The 21,275-nt window shown below is 63.4% G+C and carries 21 protein-coding genes and 1 riboswitch; of the genes, 3 read left to right on the top strand and 18 right to left on the bottom strand.

Going from position 1 to position 21,275, the window contains the following annotated elements; genetic code table 11:
* Positions 1-43: 43 nt before the first annotated feature.
* The 3 genes from boxC to QXZ85_RS23870 all read right to left on the bottom strand — a co-directional run bounded on the left by boxC (position 44) and on the right by QXZ85_RS23870 (position 4,294).
* Positions 44-1,732 carry a 2,3-epoxybenzoyl-CoA dihydrolase gene (gene boxC, locus QXZ85_RS23880; protein ID WP_315702745.1) on the bottom strand — a complete coding sequence of 563 codons (1,689 nt, stop codon included), beginning with the start codon at positions 1,730-1,732 and terminating at the stop codon, positions 44-46.
* Positions 1,733-1,829: 97 nt separating this feature from the next.
* The gene (locus tag QXZ85_RS23875; protein ID WP_315768945.1) at positions 1,830-2,633 is read right to left on the bottom strand and encodes an alpha/beta hydrolase; all 804 of its coding nucleotides are present in this window, start codon (positions 2,631-2,633) and stop codon (positions 1,830-1,832) included.
* Positions 2,634-2,743: 110 nt separating this feature from the next.
* Positions 2,744-4,294, bottom strand: coding sequence for a benzoate-CoA ligase family protein (locus QXZ85_RS23870; protein ID WP_315768944.1), 1,551 nt, complete (start codon positions 4,292-4,294; stop codon positions 2,744-2,746).
* 113 nt (positions 4,295-4,407) lie between these two features.
* On the opposite strand from QXZ85_RS23870, the gene QXZ85_RS23865 reads away from it, so the two are divergent.
* The 3 genes from QXZ85_RS23865 (at position 4,408) to QXZ85_RS23855 (ending at position 6,286) form a co-directional block, all read left to right on the top strand.
* Positions 4,408-5,331, top strand: a complete 924-nt coding sequence (locus QXZ85_RS23865) for a helix-turn-helix transcriptional regulator (protein ID WP_315745212.1) — start codon at positions 4,408-4,410, stop codon at positions 5,329-5,331.
* Positions 5,332-5,660: 329 nt separating this feature from the next.
* Positions 5,661-6,017 carry a PilZ domain-containing protein gene (locus tag QXZ85_RS23860; protein ID WP_315768943.1) on the top strand — a complete coding sequence of 119 codons (357 nt, stop codon included), beginning with the start codon at positions 5,661-5,663 and terminating at the stop codon, positions 6,015-6,017.
* A 5-nt stretch (positions 6,018-6,022) separates the two neighbouring features.
* On the top strand, positions 6,023-6,286 hold the full coding sequence (locus tag QXZ85_RS23855) for a hypothetical protein (RefSeq protein WP_315702740.1): 264 nt from the start codon (positions 6,023-6,025) through the stop codon (positions 6,284-6,286).
* A 73-nt stretch (positions 6,287-6,359) separates the two neighbouring features.
* Here the strand turns inward: QXZ85_RS23855 and QXZ85_RS23850 are convergent, their stop codons facing one another.
* The 15 genes from QXZ85_RS23850 to QXZ85_RS23780 all read right to left on the bottom strand — a co-directional run bounded on the left by QXZ85_RS23850 (position 6,360) and on the right by QXZ85_RS23780 (position 21,232).
* Positions 6,360-7,094, bottom strand: a complete 735-nt coding sequence (locus QXZ85_RS23850) for an energy transducer TonB (RefSeq protein ID WP_315762515.1) — start codon at positions 7,092-7,094, stop codon at positions 6,360-6,362.
* A 37-nt stretch (positions 7,095-7,131) separates the two neighbouring features.
* Entirely contained in the window at positions 7,132-7,566 is a 435-nt protein-coding gene (exbD, locus tag QXZ85_RS23845) for a TonB system transport protein ExbD (protein WP_315702738.1), read from the bottom strand.
* Positions 7,567-7,571: 5 nt separating this feature from the next.
* Positions 7,572-8,387 (bottom strand): tonB-system energizer ExbB, encoded by an 816-nt coding sequence (gene exbB, locus QXZ85_RS23840; RefSeq protein ID WP_315702737.1) that lies wholly within the window; start codon positions 8,385-8,387, stop codon positions 7,572-7,574.
* A 47-nt stretch (positions 8,388-8,434) separates the two neighbouring features.
* Entirely contained in the window at positions 8,435-10,699 is a 2,265-nt protein-coding gene (locus QXZ85_RS23835) for a TonB-dependent receptor (protein WP_315768942.1), read from the bottom strand.
* 207 nt (positions 10,700-10,906) lie between these two features.
* Entirely contained in the window at positions 10,907-11,284 is a 378-nt protein-coding gene (locus tag QXZ85_RS23830; RefSeq protein WP_315768940.1) for a DUF2946 family protein, read from the bottom strand.
* Between the two features lie 345 nt (positions 11,285-11,629).
* The gene (locus QXZ85_RS23825) at positions 11,630-12,010 is read right to left on the bottom strand and encodes a hypothetical protein (protein ID WP_315703174.1); all 381 of its coding nucleotides are present in this window, start codon (positions 12,008-12,010) and stop codon (positions 11,630-11,632) included.
* Between the two features lie 134 nt (positions 12,011-12,144).
* Positions 12,145-13,350 (bottom strand): agmatinase family protein, encoded by a 1,206-nt coding sequence (locus QXZ85_RS23820; RefSeq protein ID WP_315702734.1) that lies wholly within the window; start codon positions 13,348-13,350, stop codon positions 12,145-12,147.
* A 35-nt stretch (positions 13,351-13,385) separates the two neighbouring features.
* A complete protein-coding gene (locus tag QXZ85_RS23815; RefSeq protein ID WP_315702733.1) occupies positions 13,386-14,159 on the bottom strand; it encodes an ABC transporter ATP-binding protein in 774 nt (257 codons plus the stop codon).
* Positions 14,156-14,980 carry an ABC transporter permease gene (locus tag QXZ85_RS23810; protein WP_315703173.1) on the bottom strand — a complete coding sequence of 275 codons (825 nt, stop codon included), beginning with the start codon at positions 14,978-14,980 and terminating at the stop codon, positions 14,156-14,158. Before QXZ85_RS23810 ends, QXZ85_RS23815 begins: the two co-directional genes overlap by 4 nt.
* A gap of 241 nt (positions 14,981-15,221) precedes the next feature.
* Positions 15,222-16,292 (bottom strand): putative urea ABC transporter substrate-binding protein, encoded by a 1,071-nt coding sequence (locus QXZ85_RS23805; RefSeq protein ID WP_315744238.1) that lies wholly within the window; start codon positions 16,290-16,292, stop codon positions 15,222-15,224.
* A gap of 77 nt (positions 16,293-16,369) precedes the next feature.
* Positions 16,370-16,470, bottom strand: a riboswitch (guanidine-I (ykkC/yxkD leader).
* A 135-nt stretch (positions 16,471-16,605) separates the two neighbouring features.
* Positions 16,606-17,319: an ABC transporter ATP-binding protein gene (locus tag QXZ85_RS23800; protein ID WP_315702731.1), complete on the bottom strand. Its 714-nt coding sequence runs from the start codon at positions 17,317-17,319 to the stop codon at positions 16,606-16,608.
* Entirely contained in the window at positions 17,312-18,079 is a 768-nt protein-coding gene (locus QXZ85_RS23795) for an ABC transporter ATP-binding protein (RefSeq protein WP_315768938.1), read from the bottom strand. Before QXZ85_RS23795 ends, QXZ85_RS23800 begins: the two co-directional genes overlap by 8 nt.
* Positions 18,072-19,019: a branched-chain amino acid ABC transporter permease gene (locus QXZ85_RS23790; RefSeq protein ID WP_315702729.1), complete on the bottom strand. Its 948-nt coding sequence runs from the start codon at positions 19,017-19,019 to the stop codon at positions 18,072-18,074. Before QXZ85_RS23790 ends, QXZ85_RS23795 begins: the two co-directional genes overlap by 8 nt.
* Complete coding sequence (locus QXZ85_RS23785; protein WP_315702728.1) at positions 19,016-19,933, bottom strand: branched-chain amino acid ABC transporter permease; 918 nt, start codon at positions 19,931-19,933, stop codon at positions 19,016-19,018. Before QXZ85_RS23785 ends, QXZ85_RS23790 begins: the two co-directional genes overlap by 4 nt.
* Before the next feature lie 126 nt (positions 19,934-20,059).
* Positions 20,060-21,232 (bottom strand): ABC transporter substrate-binding protein, encoded by a 1,173-nt coding sequence (locus QXZ85_RS23780; RefSeq protein ID WP_315768936.1) that lies wholly within the window; start codon positions 21,230-21,232, stop codon positions 20,060-20,062.
* Positions 21,233-21,275: the final 43 nt, after the last annotated feature.

The raw sequence follows: 21,275 nt of genomic DNA, 5'->3' as shown, positions 1-21,275 counted from the left end.
GGAGGAGACCACTCCCTACTCGCTACTCCCCATTCGCTATTCGCTACACTCGTGTCATGTCGTAGCGGGGCTTCTGTCCTGTGCCGTAACGCTTCAAGGCGCCCTCCTCGCCGACCGCATTGGGGCGCTGGAAGATCCAGTTCTGCCAGGCGGTGAGGCGGGCGAAGATCTTGGATTCCATCGTCTCAGGACCGGCGAAGCGCAGGTTGGCCTCCATGCCGGTCAGGCTGTCCGGCGAGAAGCTCGCGCGCTCCTCGAAGAAGACGCGAATCTCGTCGTTCCAGTCGATGTCGTCGAGCGCGAAGGTCACGAGCCCGAGCTCCTCGGCGTCGTCGGCTTCGAGCGCCTGGCCGATCTTGTCGCGGACGCGCTCAAGCTCCGAAGGATCGGCCTGGAACCGCGATTCCAGCCGCGTCAGACCGTGACTCATCGGATAGGGACCGAAATTCATCGCCGACAATTCGATCGCCGGCGGCGGACGATTATCGCCCTGGATGGTGCCGATCAGCATGTAGGAGCGGTCGGCGGCGAACACGAGCTCGGCCAGCGTGCCGGCAAAGCAGGAGCCGGGTTCGACCAGCGTGACCAGCGTGCGCGAGGTAACGTCGATGCGCTTCAAGACGCGTTTCCAGTAATGCCTGATCTCGTTGACCAGCCAATGCGCCTTGTTGGCGTCCAGGAAGGCGTCGTAAGCCAGGACCTGCGCGCGCTCGCCATGCGACTTGAACACGAGCATCGCGATCTCGAGTTCGTTGATCCGCAGATGCAGGATCGCATCATCGATCTCGCGCGCGACCTGCAGCGGCCAGAACGACGCGCCTTGCGCGATCATGCCGTCGATATCGGCCGGCGGCGCGGCCTCCGGCGCCGCGATCGTGATGGTGGCGATCCGCGCCGCACGGTCGATGTCGACATTGACGAAGCCATAGCGCACGCTGGTCGCATCGATCGTGCGCTTGAGCGGCGTCAGCGCGACGCCCTTGCCGCCGCCCTTGCGTTTCGAGCTGGCAGCAAATTCCTTGGCGCGCTCGGCAACCTTGGCGTCGACCTTCGAGTTCGGCGCGACCTCGTCGACCAACCGCCACTGCACGGCGCGCTTGCCCTTGATGCCTTCTTCTACGGTGCAGAAGACGTCGGCGTGATCGCGGCGCACCTTGCGCTTGTCGACCACGCGCGTCAGCCCGCCGGTGCCGGGCAGCACCGCGAGCAGCGGCACTTCCGGCAGCGCCACCGAGGACGAGCCGTCGTCGGCGAGGATGATGTGGTCGGTCGCGAGCGCCAGCTCATAGCCGCCGCCCGCCGCCGTGCCGTTGACGACCGTGATGAAGCGCTGGCCGCTGTTCTCGCTGGAATCCTCGAAGCCGTTGCGGGTCTCGTTGGTGAACTTGCAGAAGTTCACCTTATGCGCATGCGTCGCGCCGGCCAGCATGCGTATATTGGCTCCCGCGCAGAACACGCGGGCCTTGCCCGAGCGCAGCACGACGACCTTCACCTCGGGATGTTCGAAGCGCAGCCGCTGCACGGCGTCCGCGAGCTCGATGTCGACGCCGAGGTCATAGGAATTGAGCTTGAGCTGGTAGCCCTCGAACAGGCCGCCATTCTCATCGACGTCCATGGTCAACGTCGCGACCTCGCCGTCGACGGAAAGTTTCCAGTGCCGATAACGAGAGGGATCAGTCTGGAAATCGATGAACGTCTTACCTCCCGCGAGCACGCGGTCTTCCCCGGCCATGAGACACCTTTGAGCGGTGAATGATTATCATTTACATGCACAATAGTGCATGTTTTAGATCGCGTCTACCCGGAAAAGCAAAAACATGCATTTTGTTTCATGATTGTGATGCCGTGGACGACAGTGTCGCGGCCGCAAAATCCGCGATCGTCTTGACCGTAGCTTCCGGCGCCTCCCGATGCGGCGAGTGGCCGACGCCGGGCAGCATCGTCACTGCCACGGGGCAGTAACATTCCTCTTGGACGATCTCGACCTGGCGCGTGGTGCCGTACTGATCATCGCTCCCCTGGATCACGGCCACGGGCACGCGGACGTAAGCGAGAAAGCCGGTGATGTCCCAGTTGCGAAACTGCGGATCGAGCCAGGCGCCGTTCCAGCCATAGAAGGCGTTGTCGACATCCTTGTGCCAGCGCGCCAGCTTGGTCCGGAGTTCGGTGGTCTCGTAGGTCGCCTTGATCGCCGCGATCGACGTGACCGAGACGTCTTCGACGATGACGTGCGGCGCGATCAGCACGACGCCGCGCAAGCGATGATCCTGCCGGCCGCCGGCATAGATCGCCGCGATGGAGGCGCCGTCGGAATGGCCGACCAGGAGGCCGTCGCGGAAGCCGATCGCATCCAAGAGCTTGGGAAGCACAGTCAGCGCCTCGCGCTCCATGTAGTCGAGCGGCCGCGGCAGCGCGACCGGGCTCGAACTGCCGTAGCCCGCGCGGGAATAGACGAACACGGAGGCGCCGGTCGCCTGCTGGAGCTTGTCCGGAAATTCGCCCCACAGCCCAACCGAGCCAAGCCCCTCATGCAGCATGACGATGCACGGCGCTGCCGAAGGCTGTGGACCGATCCGGCGGTATTCGAGTTCAGCGGAGTCGATGGTGAGGGAGCCGGTTGCTCGTAGCTTCATGCGCTGCTCTTTCCTTCGTCATGCCCGCGCTTGTCGCGGGCATCCACGTCTTTCTTCGCATCAGCAAGGCGTGGATGGCCGGGACAAGGCCGGCCATGACGGCGTAACGACTACTGCGCCCCCTCGCGCAGCTTGAAGCGCTGGATCTTGCCGGTCGCGGTCTTCGGCAAGGCGTCCACCACCTCGATCCAGCGCGGATATTTCCACGGACCGATCTTCTGCTTGACGTGGTCCTTCAGCACCTCGTGTAACGTCGCCCGGTCGGCATCGGGCCGCAGCACGACAAACGCCTTCGGCTTCAGCAGCCCCTCCGGATCGGCGTCCGGCACCACGGCGGCTTCCAGCACGGACGGATGCGTGATCAGTGCGCTCTCCACCTCGAACGGCGAGACCCAGATGCCGGAGACCTTGAACATGTCGTCCGAGCGGCCGCAGTAGGTGTAGCGCCCCTCGGCATCCCTGACATATTTGTCGCCGGTGCGGGTCCAATAGCCTTCGAAGGTCGAGCGACTCTTGTGGCGCTGATTCCAGTAGCCCTCACCGGCTGACGGCGCATGCACCACCATCTCGCCGACCTCGCCATCCGGCACGTCCTGGCCGGACTCGTTGACGAGCCGCACCTGATAACCCGGCACCGGCCGTCCCGAGGTGCCGTATTTGATATCGCCGGGCGCGTTCGACAGGAAGATGTGCAGAAGCTCGGTCGAGCCGACACCGTCGAGAATGTCCACGCCGAAACGCGCCTGCCAGGCTTTGCCCACCGTTTCCGGCAAAGCCTCGCCGGCCGAGGTACAGATGCGCAAGCGATCTCCCGCCTGCTCGTTCTTCAACGACTCGTCGTTCAACATCGCCGCAAACAGGGTCGGCACACCGTAGAAAATAGTGGGATTGTAGCGGTTGAGCAGCTTGAACATCAGCGCCGGCGTCGGCCGTTCCGAATTGAGGATCGTGGTGGCGCCGACGGAAAGCGGAAAGGTCAGCGCATTGCCGAGACCATAGGCGAAGAACAGCTTTGCAGCGGAGAGGCAGACATCGTCCTCGCGAATGCCGAGCACCTGTTTGGCATAGGTCTCGGCCGTCGCGGCGAGATTGCCGTGCAGATGGCGCACGCCCTTGGGCATGCCGGTCGAACCGGACGAATATAGCCAGAAGGCCGGCTCGTCCTCATGCGTCGCAACCGTGGCGAAGCTGTCGCTCTCGCGCGCGAGCTCTTCCGACAGCAGCTTGTGGCCGAAGGCGTTGGCGCCGGAGACGACGACGCAATCGAGATCGGGCATGCGCCCGACGATGTCCTTCACCGCCGGGAACAACGCTTCGGACACGAACAGCACGCGCGCACGGCAATCCGCGAGCACATAGGCGTATTGATCGGTCGTGAGCAGCGTGTTGAGCGGCACCGGCACCACGCCTGCCCGCATCGCACCCAAGAACACCGCGGGGAAATCGACGGTGTCGAGCATGATCATCGCGACGCGTTCTTCGCGGCGCACGCCCAGGCGGCGCAAGAAATTGGCGACACGGCAGGTCTGCTGCTGCAGCCCGCGATAGGTCAACTCAGAGACCGTGTCTGTATAAGCGAGCTTGTCGCCGCGTCCAGCCTCGATATTGCGGTCGAGCAACCACGATACTGCGTTGTAGGACCCTGAAATCTTGGACTCCAAGGCGTTCCCTCCCCGATTTCTTGAATTATAGTGCATAGAAGGCCACTAACGCCGCTTGCTGTCAATGCTTCGCAGCATTATGTTTCCGACTCGTGATCGCGCCGCCGAGGGACATGACGCAAGACAGCAGCACCGAGCAGGACACGGCGGCCAACTCTGACGCCGAGACTGCATTTCTCGAACAATTAGGCCAGCGGGTGCGCACGATGCGCGCGCTACGCGGCATGTCGCGTAAGGTGCTCGCCAAAGTATCCGGCATTTCCGAGCGCTACATCGCCCAGCTCGAGAGCGGCAAAGGCAACGTCTCGATCGTGCTGCTACGGCGTGTGGCGCATGCGATGGGCGCACCGCTGGAAGATCTCATCCCTGGCGGCGAGCCGTCGCCGGATTGGCCGGTGATCCGCGATCTCCTGAAGAAGGCGAACCCAAGCCAGATCGCGCAAGCGAAGGAGCTGTTGGCCGGCAGCACCTCGGCGCCGCTGCGCCGCGCGTTCTCCGGCATCGCACTGATCGGCTTGCGCGGCGCCGGCAAATCCACGCTCGGCAAACGGCTCGCGGACGCGATCGGTTGGAGCTTCGTCGAGCTCAACAAGGAGATCGAGCGGCAGAACGGGCTCTCGGTGGCCGAGATCATCAATCTCTATGGCCAGGAAGGTTTTCGCCGCATGGAGCAGGCCACGCTGGTGCAACTGCTCGCGCGCAAGGAGCTGATGGTGCTGGCCACCGGTGGTGGCATCGTCTCCGAACCCGTCACCTTCGACCTGATCCTGAAATCCTTCTATACGATCTGGCTGAAGGCCGAGCCGGAAGAGCATATGGCGCGCGTGCGCCAGCAGGGCGACCTGCGGCCGATGGCGGACGACCGCTCGGCCATGGCGGAGCTGCGCAACATCCTGGTGAGCCGCGAGCCGCTCTATGCCCGCGCCAACGCGGTGGTCGACACCGCCGGCCTCACGGTCGACGCCGCCGCGACACGGCTCGCGCAGGCGGTCAAACCGATGCTGGCAAACGACGCCAAGGTGTTCGCGCGGGGTTGACCCATCCAGATGTCGCCGCGACCGCTTTTGTCGTGAGCTTCAAGAATCGCCGTCAGCCTGTCCTTGATCTCCGCGACATCGGCACCGGCCTTCGTCGATCGGCAACCGGCTGCAATGCGCTACGCATCATCCTGCCTGCAATCTACTTGCGTTCGAAGCCCGAGCTCGGACTGCGCGATCGCGATGATGGTGAGGCATTGCGAAACGACACCATTCATCCGCGAGGGCTGGCGTCCCGCGTTAACCACCAGCGTCATTTCAATACCGTCGCGACTTGGCGCGCACCTTCCGATTAATTAATAAAGAGTTAAGTGATCGGAGGACGTATCGTGCAAGACCGTCGTCGCGAGACTCGCCACCGCGTCTATTACGGCGGCGTTCTGACATTCAATGCACGCTGCTCGACGCTCGCCTGCATCGTGCGCAATTTCAGCGATCGTGGCGCGAAGGTCGAGTTCGAAGGGACCGCGTTACTTCCCGACCGCATCGACATCACCATCGAACGACGCGGCTTGTCGCGCCGCGCGCGGATGATGTGGCGCGACCGAGACGCCGCCGGCCTCGCCTTCTGCGATGAAGAGGACGGCGGGGTGATCCCGTTGGAATGGGCGCGGATCTTGCGCGAACGCGAGCTGGCCAACAAGCGGCTGAAAGCGCGCATCGAGCAATTGCTCTCGGAGCGCTGAGCAGAATGTCGGAGCATCAGCTGGAGTCAGCGGACGAGCTTTGGCTCGCCGCAGCCAACACGCCCACCCCGCAAGCGTCGCGCGTCGCGAAACACCGTCCATGGTGGCGCTGGCTCCGACGTCTCGTGCTTCTGTTCGCCGCCCAATATACCCTCGTGCTGCTCGTAGGTGTCGCTGCGGCCGGCACTGTGCGCGCGCTTGTGCTGCCCCAGATCCTCAGCCGCTTCGAGGCGATCGCCGCGGCGCTCAAGCATACGCCGTTCCACTGAACTCTCCGGCAACGAAAGACCTCGTCGTTGGCTTGCGAAGTTCGCATCGCGCCGCCGCACACTCGTTTGCGAATTAATGTGCGACGCCGAAATCCATCGGCCAGAGGTACACGGCTTCGGCCTGAGGTTTGGCCTCCGGAAATTTCGGGAACGGACTGGCGCGGTGAACGATGTCGAGTGCGGCCTGGTCCAAGACCGCATTGCCGGATGATTTGATGATCCGCACGTCGGTGACAACGCCATCACGATTGAGCACGAACCGCAACGTCGCTTTCCCCACCGCGCGATGGGCCGCCGCCGGATAGCGCTTGAACTTCTCGAGGTGGCCGACCACAAGAGCATTGTAAGCGTTTGATGCAGCCTCGGAGAATTGACCGATGCGATCGTTCTTCGGCGGCGCGGTGGTTTCGGGCGCCGGCGGTTGCGCTGCCGCTTGCATCTCCTCCACTTGCTTGGGTTCGGGCTTGGGCAGTGCCGCCTCGGCGTTCTCGGCCGGCGGTGGTGGCGCCATCTGATCGTCGGGCTTCTGCGCCTCGACCTTCGGCGGCTCCGGCGGCGCGGCATCAGCCTGCTGCATTTCCGGCCCGACCGGAAGATCCTCCTGATCCTGGACCTGCGGCGCAGCGCTTTGAACCGGCGCCAGCGTGACCGCGATAGCGGGAAGAACGGCCGGCTCAGGCGACGTGCGCGTGGTCCACAGGACAGCGCCCGCGATGAGCAACGCATGCGCGGCAGCAATCACGATGGCTGCGAGCAACCAGCGCGCGGGCTTTCGTTGTTCCGGCAGATGCAGCGCGAACGAGGTCATGGCGTCAAGATCATCGCTTGAAGATCATGGCTAATAATCATGGCTTGGCCGGCGCCTCTTCGAGACCGACCAGCGCCAGCTTGAGATAGCCGGCGTCCCGCAACAGGTTCATCACGCTCATCAGAGCAGCGTAGTTCAGCTCCTTGTCGCCGCGGATGAAGATCGTCTCATCCTTGCGGTTGGCGGTCGCCGCGTCGAGCGCGCTTGCCAGCATCTCGCGCGCGACCACGGTTTCGCCGACCGCAATGGTCCCGTCCGGCTTGATGGTAAGGAACAGCGGCTTGTCCGGCCGCGGCTGCTCGGGCGCGGTGCTGGCGGGCAGGTTGACGCCGATGTCCACGGTGGCAAGCGGCGCCGCCACCATGAAGATGATCAGGAGCACCAGGATCACGTCGATGAACGGAGTGACGTTGATCTCGTGCTGAACTTCGAGTTCATCGCCGCCTAACCGCGAGCCAAGACGCACAGCCATCGTGGTCACTCCGCCGCATGCGGCAGGGATGCGGGCAGCCCTCGCCGGCTCCGGCTGATCGCCAACAAGATCAGCGCGGAGGCGTCGGTCAGCAGCGCGCGATACCCGGTGATCACCCGCGCCAGGTGGTTGTAGATCACGACCGCAGGGATGGCGGCGACCAGCCCGATCGCCGTGGTCAGCAAGGCCTCCGCGATCCCGGGCGCGACCACGGCGAGATTGGTGGTGTGGGATTCCGAGATGCCGATAAACGCATTCATGATGCCCCACACCGTACCGAACAGGCCGACGAAGGGCGACACCGCACCGATCGTCGCGAGGACACTGGTGCCGCGAGAGATCCGCCGCGCCGCCGCGGCTTCGACCCGCTCCAATCGCAGGCCGACGCGCTCCTTGAAATCGTCGTCAAAGCGATCCGACAGCACGGTCTCTCGCACCGCTGACATGACGAGCTGGGCCGCTGCGTCGCTCTTGTCATGACAGGAGGGAATCATCTCCTGCAGGCTACCGGCCTCCAGCAGCTTGATCCGGCGCTGCACGAGTCGTCTCTCCGAGGCGAGTTCGATCGTCTTGGCGAGCCACACCGTCCACGTCAGCAGCGATGCCAGTGCAAGCCCGATCATCACCGCCTTCACGACCATGTCGGCACTCAGGAACATGCCCCAAGGCGACAGATTTCGCGGCAGCAGAGCATTGACCTCCTGCGCCAGGGCAGGCTGTGAAGCCGTGAGGAAGCCAAGGCCGATCAGGAGGCAAAACACGCCGAGGGCAGGATATCTCCTGCCCTCGCACTTCCAGGCCGATTGCGCGCTCTCTTGCATGTCGCCCTTTCCGCGGCCGGCTATCCGACCGCTTTTGATTTTGCAGCTCATATCTTTTGTGAAATGCCGAAATAGAAGCCGCGCCGCGGACCGTATTGCGGAGCAAACACGCCGATGCCGGAGCCGTCCCTGATCTCGTAGATCGAATCGAAAACATTGACGACGTCGAAGCGGAACGTGGTCGGCTTGTTCGGCGCGACCCAATAGAAGTCGTGCGAGACCCCGAGATTGACCTGGGCGTAGGACGGCAGATGGTCGGTGTTGGCGAAGCCGGACCGCAGGCCGCTGCCATAGATCATCGACACGCTGTACCGGGTATCGTTCCACAGGTAGGACGCGCCGGCCGACGCGGTCAGCACCTGCGCATGATCGGTGTAGACGTAGTGCGAGGCGATATAAGCGAGCTCGTCCGGGGCGAACAAATATTGGTTCGAGACGACGTTGGTGGCGACCTGCTTGGCCCAGGCGAGGTTTCCATACAGGCGCAGATTGCCGTTTTCGTAATTCGCCTTGAGCTCGACGCCCACGTTCTCGCCGCGCTCGTAGTTGAACCCGCTCAGCACATAGGCGGCACCGAACTGGCCGTCGTCGAGCAGGTCCCTGGCGAGCTTGTAATAGCCGTCGACGCCGACTTCGAGACCGGGAATCGGATAGACCTTCTGCACGACACCGACATCGAACACATGCGAGCGCTCGGGCAGCACGGGGTCGTTCTGCGACACCGCGGGCTGCTGCGTGGTGCCCTGGACCAAGGCGAGATTGGTCGGCGCCGCGATCACCTGCGATGGCGGCGTGAAGTTGCGCGCGTAGCCGGCGTGGAACGTCGTGCCGTCGTAGGGTTTCCAGGTCAGGCTGATCCGCGGGCTCAACTGATTGGCCTCGACATATTGCCACATCTGGTCGAACCGAAGCCCGGCATTCAAGGTCAACTGGTTGTTGATTCGCCACTCGTCCTGCACATAGGCGCCGAACAAATAGCCGAGCTTGGAGCTGGAATCGAAGATGGTGGCGGGAGCCAGCGGATTGCCGGCGGTATCGAAGGCCTGCGCACCGGTGGCATCGATCGGGAACGCCGATGAGATGTTGTTGACCAGCGAGCGCTCCGCACTCGCCGTGAAGCCGAACCGCACGGTATGCGCATAACCGGCCCGCCAGGCGGTATCCTCCTGGATGCCGTTGATGAAGCTTTGCCGATAGACGTCGGACGAGACGCCGTTGAAGACGAGATCGCCGATCGGATCCGGCATGAAGTGGAGCTGGCTGTAACGATTGAAATAGGAGATCTGGTAATCGACGTCGTCAGCCGACTTCTGATAGGCGAACACGTTGAACTGGTTGAACTCGTTCTGATGCTCGTTGAGGAAGGTGGAATCGAAGTTGGTCACGCCGAACGCGTTGAAGGCCGGGGTCTGTCCCGGGTTGTTCGGAATCTGGAAGGTGCTGTTCGAGACTCCGCTCATGAACGTCAAACGGCTGGTTGGGTCGATCAGGGTCGAGAGATAAAGAAAGCCCTTCTCCTGGGACGTGCGGTCGTGGATCGCATCCCGCGCCGGTGTCGGGTTTTCGATACCCAGATTGTTCTGCAGAAAGCGCCCCGACACGAAATATTGAGTATTCCCGATCGTACCGCCGTATTCGCCGGTCGTCGTGATCGTGCCGTGACTGCCGCCATAGACACCGATCGAACCGGAATTGTTGAACGCATCATTGCGGGTCTGGATATCGACCACGCCAGCCGTGCGCAGACCGAATTGCGCGGGCAAGGCGCCGGTAAGCAGCGCCAGACTGCCGACGATGCCGGTGTCGAGGATCTGCCCGAACGCTCCAACGCCGTCCGGCAGCATGATGCCGTTGATGCGGTACTGAACGTTGGCATGCTCGTTGCGCACATGCAGATCACCGGAAGCGGCGGAATCCTGAGTCACGCCAGGGAGTTGCAGCAGCGCCTTGTCGAGCGGCGCATTGTCGCCTTGCGGCAGGGCCTGGATATTCTGCCTGCTCATCACCGTCGATGTCGCCCCGACCGGGGCGACGATGCCCTGCCGAGCGGCATCGAAGGTCTGGTTCTGGCTGGCGACCGCTTGAACCTGAACCTCTGCCGGGGTCGGCGCGGGAGCCGATGTCGACGCAACTGCGCGTGCGGCGGGCCGCCGCGACGTCGCCACACGGACCGGCGGCGTGCGCCGCCGCGGCCGTTCGGCCGGTGCGACCACGCGGGTCTCCGGCAGCACGGTGCCTTGATCGGATTGCTGTGCAGGCGCCGCCGGCGTCTGAGCGGAATTGCCGTCCTGGGCTGAGGCTGCCGCATTCATCGCGACAAGCAAGGCACATGACGACGCGGAAAGAAAAGCCTTACGGCCGAACTGCGTCCGTGGAGGAAACATAAAACATTTGTCCTGACATCGATTTCATAGGGACTCCCGGCGCTTCAGCGCGCCGGCAGACGACAAATGAGGGCGGCCGCCGGCCGATCAGACCGACGCAGCCAACGCGCGCACCTGCCGAGGCAAGCGTCGATGTCAGGTCAGAGGAGGTCCACGCGATTGGAAAGCGACGCGCGGCCGCTCGATGCGGGCAAAATTCCGGGCAACCGGGGGACCGATCGCGCTGACGGCGAAATCAACCGCCAGCGCCGGTGGCGACGATACCAAGCCCACCGCGATGTCGGAGCTCGCCATGCAGATCGGGCACAGCGTGTCTGCATCGTCATCGTCGGGGTGGGCGGGCGTACCACCGTCGTCATGCGCAGCTGCAGAGAGGAGCTTGCCGATCGGTCCGGCACTGACGGCCTTGCCGTCGAAGGAATGAATGTGGCCGAAGGACAGCGACAGGTTGATGACCAGCGCAATCAGCGCCAGCCACGATCCCCGCCCGATATTGTCCCGAAACCAGCGCATGTCCGACTGCGACTTATCATCCCTTGAGGACCGAATACCAGCGCGATCTTAACCAAGCGGATTGGCCCGTCAATTCTGACGCTGGTAACAACCCTCAATGACAATTTTTTGCCATCCTTTGACCGTCGACGGCATGACGATCTTGCTACGATCGCGCCGCGCGAGTGCTTGCCGCGATCTCGCCGTCTACGATTTAGCATCGATGCAGCCGATTGCCCGCAGCTCGACCTGCACGTCTTGGGGCTCGGGGCCGCCGCGGCATCGATGGTCGCGCTTCACGGCGCAACGCAAGCTGCCTCACCGGCCGGGACAATGGTCTGACGCCACATCCGACGGTACAGCGGATCATCGATCCCGCGTATCGGCCTCCCTGAGCTCTGCATAGCTCATCGCCGTCAGCCCCTGCCCGTCGAAATAGACGAAGCGCAGCCGACGCCGCCGCGAAATGAAGTTCGACGGCAACGGATCGTAGCGGAACGTGCCGCCACCGAGATGCGGCGTCAGGCTGCCGACATCGGTCAGGGCATCGATCTCGACGCGCAGCAGCTTCATGCTTGTCCCGTCTCGCATGATCTCGAAAGGGATGCGCGCAAGCCGGAGAAAGCTGGTCGGATCCGGCGCTGCGATGAACCCATCGACGAAGGCAGCCTCCACCTTGTCGAGATCCGCCTCGGGCGCCGCGGCAACCGTCGCACCCTCGGGCTGATGCGGCCTCTGCCACTGCACCGGCCCGCGTCCGCCATGCGGATGATTGTGGCCTGGCCCATGTGGCGGATGCTCGTGATGGTGATCATGGCCATGGTGATGATCATGATCGTGATGATGATGGTGGCCATGGTGATGTTGGCGCATGACAGTCCTCAATAGGCAACCGGCTTGTTGATGATGGACTTGTGGCTGCCGAGCTTGCCGTGTGCCACCATCGAGCCGAGCGCCTCGACGACAACACGGACGCCGATCAGCGCGGTGATGTCGGAGGTGTCGTAAGGCGGCGAGACTTCCACCACCTCAAGTCCGCACAGCCCTTCGGCAGCGACGAGCCCCAGGATCTTCAGCGCCTCGCGCGGCAGGAAGCCGCCCGGCTCCGGCCAGCCGGTGCCCGGCACGAAGCCACAATCGATGGAATCGACATCGAACGAGATGTAGACCGCGTCCGCATCCTTCCACGCCAGCTCCAGCGCGATCTCCGCGGTCTTCTCCAGGCCGATCTTCTCGATGTCGGCGATGGTCAGCACGTTGGTGTTGCGCTTGCGCGCGACTTCGACGCCCTCGCGCGGCACCTGCCAGCCGCCGATGCCGAGCTGCACCAGATTGGTGGGCGAGACGTTCGGCAGGTTGGTCGCCCAGTACCAGGGCGTGGTGTGCATGCGCTCGTCGAGATCCTTCTCTTGGATGTCGATGTGGCGATCGAAATGGATGATGCCGATCCTCTTGTCGGTGCACTCGGCAATGCCGCGCACGCACGGAAAGCCGATCGAGTGATCGCCGCCCAGCATGATCGGCAGCGCTCCGGACGAGAAGACATGCGCCACGCCGCGGCTGATCTGGTCGAAACTCTTTTCCAGATTGGCCGGAATGGTGAAGACGTCGCCGGCATCGCACAAGGTCATCTGCTCGCGCAGGTCGACGCCGAGCTCATAGTTGTAGGGTGTGTAGAGCGCGGAGATGCGGCGGATGCCCTGCGGCCCGAAGCGCGTGCCAGGGCGATAGGTGGTGCCTGAATCAAACGGAATGCCGATCACGGCCGCATCGTACTTGCCGACGTCGCGCACGTTCTCGACATAGGGCGCCTTCATGAAGGTATTGATCCCGGCGAAGTGCGGCAGCTCGCCACGCGCGAAGGTCGGGATGTCGCGATCGGTCAGGCTGTCGGCGCCGGGCAGGCCCATGTCGAGCGCCCATTGACGCTCCTTGCGCCAGCCGCCGTGGGGCAGCTTGCCTTCGGCCTCCAGCGCCTGCCAACCTTGCGTGGCCATCTTGTCGAAATCCGGATGATGCCGGCGCACGGCTTTGTACTGGGACGACAGTCCGGCGCGGCGCGACCGGCGCATGGACGGGAATGACATCGGAGGTCTCCTTCGTTTCTTCGTTGTTGAAGCTGTTACTGAGCTGCCTGCACGACGGCGCGGATGAAGCCGAGCACGGGCACAGCGCTGTCGCGGGTGAGGTCGAGGTCGTAGGTGATACGCGCGCCGAAGCGCTCGGGCGCCTGCGGGTCGTGCCTGACGCGGTCGAGCGCGATCAGCCGGGTGGCGAGCCCGAAGGCCTCCTTGATGTCGTGCGTGACCATGACGATGGTCATCTTCAGGTCGCGCCACAGCGGCTTGATCAGCGCATGCATCTGCGCGCGGGTGCCGGGATCGAGCGCGCCGAACGGCTCGTCGAGCAGCAGCACGCGCGGCTGTTTGGCCAGTGCCTGCGCGATCGCCAGCCGCTGCTGCATGCCGCCGGACAGCGCGCTCGGATATTTGTCGCGATGCGGACCGAGGCCGACCGCCTCGATCAGGGCGAGGCTCTTCTCGATCGCCCCACGGCGCGATGCGCCGAACAGCCGTGCGGCGAACGGGCTGTTTGCGAATTCGTAGCCGAGCAGGACGTTGCCGAGCACCGTGAGATGCGGAAACACCGAGTAGCGCTGGAACACGATGCCGCGATCCGGACCGGGCTCGGCCGGAAACGGCTTGCCGTCGAGCAGCACCGCGCCTTGCGTCGGCTTCTCCTGGCCGAGGATCAGGCGCAGCAAGGTGCTCTTGCCGGCGCCGGAAGGGCCGACGATCGACATGAACGCGCCGGAAGCGATCTCGAGATTGATGCGCTCGAGCACGACCTGATCGCCATATTCGACCCAGACGTTGCGGAACGAGAGGGCGCTCATCGGCGCGCCTCCTGCTCGTAGGCCCAGGGAAACGCACGCTGGCCGATCCAGACCAGCGCAAGATCGAACAGATAGGCAAGCAGGGTGATCCAGGCGACATAGGGCAGGATCACATCCATCGACAGATAACGACGCACCAGGAAGATGCGATAGCCGAGCCCGACATCGGAGGCGATCGCTTCGGCCGAAATCAGGAACAGGAAGGCCGGGCCGATCATCAACCGCAGGCATTTGATCAGCCGCGGCATGATCTGCGGCAGCACCACGCGGATCGCGATCTGCCAGGTCGAACCGCCGAGGGTCTGCGCCTTGATCAGCTGCTCGTGCGGCATGGCCTGCACTTCCAGCGAGAGATCGCGCACCAGCATCGGCGTGACGCCGATGATGATCAGAACCACCTTGGACAACTCGCCGAGCCCGAACACGATGAACAGGATCGGCAGCACCGCCATCGGCGGGATCATCGAGAGCACCGCCACCAGCGTGCCGAAACCCGCGCCAGCGACGGGCAGAAGCCCGATCGCCAGTCCCAGCACCAGGCCGATGACGGCGGAGATGCCGAGCCCGAGCGCCAACCGCTGCAGGCTCGCCGCCGTGTCGGCCCACAGGACATAGTCGCCGGAGCGGCGATCGGGCTCGATGGCGAGACGCTTCGACGTCGCGACCATCTCGGCGACCGGCGGCAGCAGCTTGTCGTCGGGATTGGCGGCGCGGCGCTCGGCCGAGCCGATCACGTAGATCAGCGCGATCAGCAGGAACGGCAGCAGTGCGAGCAACAGCCGGCTGCCACGTCCGGGGACGATGTTCATTGCGCGTGGAATGGCAGCCTCCCTCGGAGATGATTGCTAACGCCCGGCCTGTTAGGAAAGCTCACAGGGTTTTCTGCGAGCTCGGCTAAACCTCGCCCCGCTTGCGGGAAGAGGTCGGATCCGGGTGAGGGAGGGTCTCCGCGACCCACCTGCAGCGGCCTTGTCGAGGCTCCCCCTCACCCCGACCCTCTCCCCGCAAGCGGGGAGAGGGAGCGCACCGCGAACGCGGCTCGCCTGCCCTCCAATATCGGGCCTACAGCTTGCCGTCGGCAGCGAGCTTCATGAAGGTCGGGTCGAAACGCAGCTTGACATTGGACGTCGAGCCCAGCGCCTTGGAAGGCGTCGAGATGCCGACTGCGTCCTTCGACTTCACATTCTCGCCAAGCAGGTTGTGGTCGAAGCAGAAGGTACGCACGAGGTCCATGGTCTTGGGTAGTTCGGGTCCGGTCATGAAGGCGAGCGCATCTTTCGGCGTGTAGTACATGAAGGTGGTCTTGAGCTGGGTCTCGAAGCCGGCCAGATCGGTGCCGGACAGCTTCGCCATCGCCTCGCGCGCCGCGCGGCCTTTTTCGCTTTGGTCCTTCATCAGGGCGATGGTGTCGTACCAGATGCCGACCAGCGCCTTGCCGAGCTCCGGATTGTCCTTGAGCGTCGCGCTGTTGACGACCAGGAGGTCCTCGATCTCGCCGGGGATCTTGCTGGAGTCGAACACCAACGTCGCGCCGGGCTCGGACTTCACCTCCAGAAGCTGAGGATTCCAGGTCACGACCGCGGTGGTGTCGGGCGACTTCGCCGCCGCCACGATGTCAGCGTCGGAGGTGTTGACGGTCTTGATGTCCTTCTCGCTCAGCTTGACGGTGCCCAGCCCGCGCGCGAGCAGATAATGCGAGACGGACAGTTCGACCAGATTGACCTTCTGGCCCTTGATGTCGGCCAGCGTCTTGCCCTTCTTCAGCACCACGCCGTCATTGCCGTTGGAATAGTCGCCCATGATGATGGCCGACGTGTCGACGCCGCCGGCGGCTGGAATGGTCAGGGCATCCATGTTGGTGACGGTGACGCCGTCGAACTTGCCGGCGGTGTATTGGTTGATCGATTCGACGTAATCGTTGATCTGCGTGACCTTGATCGAGATGCCGTATTTGTCGGCCCATTTCTTGACGATGCCGGCTTCGGCGGCATAGGGCCAGGGCATCCAGCCGACATAGATCGTCCAGGCGATATTGAACTCTTTCTTCTTCTCGGCGAACGCGGGCGACAGCGATGCAGTCGCCAGCGTGGAGGCAGCGATCAAGGCAACAAACAGATTTCGCGCTTTTCCCATATCCAGTCCCTCACGGTTTTTGGTGGACCCGCGGACTGGCATGAAGAACCTCGAGCCTGCCAAGCGCGGCCACTGAGGTCTCCCGGGTTTTTGTCCCGCCGTGCACCAGGGCTCTCCCCTGGCGGCTGCTCTCGGACCAGCATTCTCTACGAGAACCGGAACCCTAGCTGCCAACTCTGATCGTGAAAGGAGCAATCGTCATGCCAGAGGAAAACGCTGGCGATTCAGGCCAACTCTCCGTATCGCCTGCCCAAAAACGCATCAACGAGAACGGATTTTGAGCGGCCTGAGCTGGGAGATCCGAGCCGCGCGGTCAAATTCCGAGGTAGCGATGCTGCAGGTCGGGCTCAGCCATCAGCTGATCCGACGTGCCGCTCCAGACCGTGCGACCGCGCTCGATGATCGTGTGGCGGTCGCAGATGCGGGTGAGGTGCTCGACATTCTTGTCGATGACCAGGATCGACTGCCCTTTTGCCTTCAGCATCGAGAGGCAGTTCCAGATCTCCTCGCGGATCAAGGGTGCGAGCCCTTCGGTCGCTTCGTCGAGGATCAGGAGCTTCGGGTTGGTCATCAGCGCACGGCCGATGGCGAGCATCTGTTGCTCGCCGCCGGAGAGCTGGTTGCCCATGTTGCTGCCGCGCTCGGCAAGGCGCGGGAATAGCGCGTGGATTTTCTCCAGCGTCCAGGGATCGGGATTGCCGAGGCGGTTGGATGACGCCGCGACCAGGTTTTCCGTGACGGTGAGATTGGGGAAGATCTGCCGCCCCTCCGGGACCAGACCGATGCCAAGCTGCGCAATCCGGTAGGACGGCAGCTTGCGCGTCTCCTGGCCCGCGAAACGGATCGACCCGGCGCGAGCCGGCGTCAGCCCCATGATGGAACGGATGGTGGTGGTCTTGCCCATGCCGTTGCGGCCCATCAGCGACATCATCTCGCCCGGGCGGATCGACAGCGACAGGCCGAACAGCACCTGGCTGAGACCATAGCAAGTCTCGATGCCCTCGACCTCGAGCAGGGCGTCAGCCATGTTTCACCACCACATGCTGGTCGCCGAGATAGGCGCGCTTGACCTCTTCGTTCTTGCGGATCTCATCCGGCGTGCCGGAGGCGATGATGCGGCCATAGACCAGGACCGAGATGCGGTCGGCCAGCGCGAACACAGCCTCCATGTCGTGCTCGACCAGCACGATCGACACTTCGCGGCGAAGCTCCATTAGCAGCTTCACCATACGCGCGGATTCGGTGACGCCGAGGCCGGCCATCGGCTCGTCGAGCAGCAGCAGCTGCGGCCTGGTGGCGAGCGCGACGGCGAGCTCCAGCTCGCGCTGTTCGCCATGGCTGAGCCGGGAGACCGGCACATCCGCGCGATGTGCAAGACCGACGCGCTCCAGCGCCGCATGCGCCGCGGCGCGGAGCTGCGGCTCCTTGCGCGCATTGCCGAAGAAGCGGAAGGAGTGACCGTCATGCGCCTGCGCCGCCAGCGCGACGTTGTCCGCGGCGGTGAAGTCCGGCAACAGCGACGTGATCTGGAACGAGCGCGCCAGCCCAAGCGCGCTGCGGCGATAAGCAGGAAGCCGGGAGATATCGCGGCCGGCGAGATGGATGTGGCCGGCATGCGGGGCGAGATGGCCGGTCAACTGGCCGATCAGCGTGGTCTTGCCGGCGCCGTTCGGACCGATGATGGCGTGGATTTCACCCTTGGCGACATCGAGGCAGACATGATCGGTCGCGACGATGCCGCCGAAGCGGCGCACCAGATTGTCGACGCGCAGCAATGGTTCAGCCACGGTTCAATCTCCCGAGCAGGCCCATGATGCCACCGCGACCGAACAGCACCACGAGCAGCAGCAGTGGCCCCATGATCAGCGCCCAATATTCGGTGAGCTGCGACAACAGCTCTTCCAGCACCAGATAGACCACCGCGCCCATCACCGGGCCGAACAAGGTGCCCATGCCGCCGAGGATCACCATCACCATGAGATCGCCGGAGCGGGTCCAATACATCACGGCGGGGCTGACGAAATCGGTGTTGTTGGCAAGCAGCGCGCCGGCAAGCCCGCACAAGGTGCCGGCAATGACGAAGCAGACGAGCTTGTAGCGCTTGGACGCAAAGCCGATCGCCTGCATGCGCTGCTCATTGGAGCGCAAGCCCTGCACCACCAGACCAAAGCGCGAATTGACGATCCGCCAGATCAGAAACACGACGCCCAGCAGGCAGACGAGGCAGAGATAATAGAATTCGATACGGTAGTTGAGATTGACGAGTCCGCCGAAATCGCTGCGCTTGTAGATGGTGAGCCCGTCATCGCCGCCATAGCGGGCGAGGCCCGAGGCGACGTAATAGGCCATCTGCGCGAAGGCCAGCGTGATCATAATGAAATAGACGCCGCGGGTGCGCAGGCTCAATGCACCGATCACCAGCGCGAAGATCGCGGACGCGGCGAGCGCGACCCCGAACTGCACATAGCCGGAGCCGATGCCCTCCTGTGCCAGGATGCCGACCGCATAGCCGCCGATGCCGAGATAGGCGGCGTGACCGAAGCTCATCATGCCGCCATAGCCCATGATCAGGTTCAGGCTGACCGCGGCGAGCGCGAGGATGACGATGCGGGTGAACAGGGTCAGCAGGAAGACGTTGCCGGTCAAGCTCGAATAGACCGGCAGCAGCACCAGGCCGGCGACGAGCGCGGCAGCGACGATGGTCTGGACGTTGGGCGAGGACTTCATCTGCGGTTGGCCGGAAACAGACCCTCGGGCCGCGCCACCAGCACGATCGCCATCAGGAGATAGATCAGCATCGAGGACATTGCGGGGGCCGCGGTCGAGGCCGAGGCTGAGCTCAGGATCAGCCGGAGCAGGTTGGGCAGGAAAGCTCGCCCCAATGTGTCGATCAGGCCGATCAGGATCGCGGCGATGAAGGCGCCGCGGATCGAACCGATACCGCCGATCACGATCACGACGAAAGCGAGGATCAGGATGTTCTCGCCCATGCCGATCTGCACGGTGAGGATCGGCGCCTGCATCAGCCCGGCGAGGCCAGCAAGCGCCGCGCCCAGGCCGAACACCAGCGTATAGAGCAGCTTGATGTTGATGCCGAGCGCGCCGATCATCTCCCGGTTGGAGGCGCCGGCGCGGATCAGCATGCCGATCCGCGTGCGCATCACGCCGAGATAGAGCAGCAGTGCCACGGCCAGCGCGACGACGATGATCGCAAGCCGATAGGCGGGGTATTGGATGCCCGGCATGATCGTGACCGGAAACGCCAGCCAGGACGGCAGCGGCAACGCGAGGCCCGCGGGCCCCCAGATCAGCCGAACCGCCTCGTTGAAGAACAGGATCAGGCCGAAGGTCGCGAGCACATGGTCGAGATGGTCGCGGCCATAGAGATGGCGCAGTGCCGCCAATTCGAGCACGATGCCGAGCAACAGGGTCGCAGCCAGCGCCAGCAGCGCGCCGAGGACGAAGCTGCCGGTCCAGGCCACGAACGTCGCCGCGAAATAGGCTCCCATCATATAGAGCGAGCCATGGGCGAGATTGACGAGGTCCATGATGCCGAACACCAGCGTCAATCCGGCGGCCAACAGGAAGAGCAGCAGCCCGAACTGCAGCCCATTCAGGAATTGTTCGACGACGAGAAGCATGCCCTCACTTCACGTTCAACAAATATGGCGGCAGAACCCGTATGGCGCTGCCGCCAATCCAGCCGGCCGATCTTAGGCCGCCGATGCTTTAAGCTTCAAGCAAATTCCAGGCCGTTTTCCTTCGGCCTATTTCATCGGGCACTTGTCGTGGAAGCGATCCTGGTCGTCCTTGACGATGGTGGTGACCGTCTTCAGCGACAGCTGGCCGTTGGCCTCCTTGACCACGTCCTGAAGATAGAAATTCTGGATCGGGACGTGGTTGTTGCCATATTTGAAGGAGCCGCGGAGCGACTTGAAGTCGGCCTTCTCCATCTCCGCCTTCATCGCATCCTTCTGCGACGTGTCGCCCTTGACCGCAACCACCGCGCTGTTGATCAGCTGCGCCGCATCATAGGCCTGGGCGCCATAATAGGTCGGGCGCAGTCCAGTATATTTCTTGCGGTAGTCCTCAACGAATTTCTTGTTCTGTTCGTTCGGCAGATCGTTGACCCATTCCTGGGCGCCGGGCACGCTGATCGCGTTGTCCTTCTGCAAGGGCAGCGACAGCTCGTCGATGGTGAAGGCGGTATAGAGCGGCATCTTCTCCTTCAATCCGGCCTGCGCGTACTGATTGAGGAACTGCACGCCCGCCGCGCCCGGATAGAATACGAAGATCGCTTCGGCGTTGGAGTTGCGCGCCTTGGACAGCTCGGCGGAGAAATCGAGCTGGCTCGGCCACACCGTATATTCCTCGCCGACCACCTGCCCCTTGAAGGTGCTCTTCACGCCGGCCAGCATGTCCTTGCCGGCGGCGTAGTTCGGGCCGATCAGGAAGACCGACTTCACGCCCTTCTGGTTCATATAGAGGCCCATCGCTGCGGGCGTCTGGTCATTCTGCCAGGAGGTCGAGAACACGTAAGGCGAACACAATTCGCCGGCCAGCTGCGATGGCCCGGCATTGGCCGAGATCAGGAAGGTCTTCGAGTCCACAGCTGTCTTCAGCGAGGCCAGCAGCACGTTCGACCAGATATAGCCGACGATGAAATCGACCTTATCGGACTGCACCAGCTTCTCGGTCTTCTGCTTGCCGATATCAGGCTTCTGCTGGTCGTCCTCATAGATCACCTCGACCGGCTTGCCGGCCATCTTGCGGCCGAGATGATCGAGCGCGAGCTCGAACGAGTTGCGCATGTCGTTACCGATCACGGCGGTCGGACCGCTGAATGTGGAAACGAAGCCAATCTTGATGCTGTCGGCCGCAAGCGCGGATTGCGCCAGGCACAACGCCGCTGCGCCGGCCAGCCAGACTGTTGCTTTCATGTTCCCTCCCCCTGCTGCTCTTGTCTTTATTCTCTATGTACCA

Origin of the sequence: Bradyrhizobium sp. SZCCHNGR1005 (assembly GCF_032489995.1) — a bacterium.
Classification (GTDB): domain Bacteria; phylum Pseudomonadota; class Alphaproteobacteria; order Rhizobiales; family Xanthobacteraceae; genus Bradyrhizobium.
Note: the sequence above shows the minus strand (reverse complement) of the source record. Positions and strands in the feature narration are given on the sequence as shown.

Coding starts and splice junctions, on each gene's coding strand:
- boxC (WP_315702745.1), bottom strand. CDS start 1,732: ATGGCCGGGGAAGACCGCGTGCTCGCGGGAGGTAAGACGTTCATCGAT.
- QXZ85_RS23875 (WP_315768945.1), bottom strand. CDS start 2,633: ATGAAGCTACGAGCAACCGGCTCCCTCACCATCGACTCCGCTGAACTC.
- QXZ85_RS23865 (WP_315745212.1), top strand. CDS start 4,408: ATGACGCAAGACAGCAGCACCGAGCAGGACACGGCGGCCAACTCTGAC.
- QXZ85_RS23855 (WP_315702740.1), top strand. CDS start 6,023: ATGTCGGAGCATCAGCTGGAGTCAGCGGACGAGCTTTGGCTCGCCGCA.
- QXZ85_RS23850 (WP_315762515.1), bottom strand. CDS start 7,094: ATGACCTCGTTCGCGCTGCATCTGCCGGAACAACGAAAGCCCGCGCGC.
- exbD (WP_315702738.1), bottom strand. CDS start 7,566: ATGGCTGTGCGTCTTGGCTCGCGGTTAGGCGGCGATGAACTCGAAGTT.
- exbB (WP_315702737.1), bottom strand. CDS start 8,387: ATGCAAGAGAGCGCGCAATCGGCCTGGAAGTGCGAGGGCAGGAGATAT.
- QXZ85_RS23835 (WP_315768942.1), bottom strand. CDS start 10,699: ATGAATGCGGCAGCCTCAGCCCAGGACGGCAATTCCGCTCAGACGCCG.
- QXZ85_RS23830 (WP_315768940.1), bottom strand. CDS start 11,284: ATGCGCTGGTTTCGGGACAATATCGGGCGGGGATCGTGGCTGGCGCTG.
- QXZ85_RS23820 (WP_315702734.1), bottom strand. CDS start 13,350: ATGTCATTCCCGTCCATGCGCCGGTCGCGCCGCGCCGGACTGTCGTCC.
- QXZ85_RS23815 (WP_315702733.1), bottom strand. CDS start 14,159: ATGAGCGCCCTCTCGTTCCGCAACGTCTGGGTCGAATATGGCGATCAG.
- QXZ85_RS23805 (WP_315744238.1), bottom strand. CDS start 16,292: ATGGGAAAAGCGCGAAATCTGTTTGTTGCCTTGATCGCTGCCTCCACG.
- QXZ85_RS23800 (WP_315702731.1), bottom strand. CDS start 17,319: ATGGCTGACGCCCTGCTCGAGGTCGAGGGCATCGAGACTTGCTATGGT.
- QXZ85_RS23790 (WP_315702729.1), bottom strand. CDS start 19,019: ATGAAGTCCTCGCCCAACGTCCAGACCATCGTCGCTGCCGCGCTCGTC.
- QXZ85_RS23785 (WP_315702728.1), bottom strand. CDS start 19,933: ATGCTTCTCGTCGTCGAACAATTCCTGAATGGGCTGCAGTTCGGGCTG.
- QXZ85_RS23780 (WP_315768936.1), bottom strand. CDS start 21,232: ATGAAAGCAACAGTCTGGCTGGCCGGCGCAGCGGCGTTGTGCCTGGCG.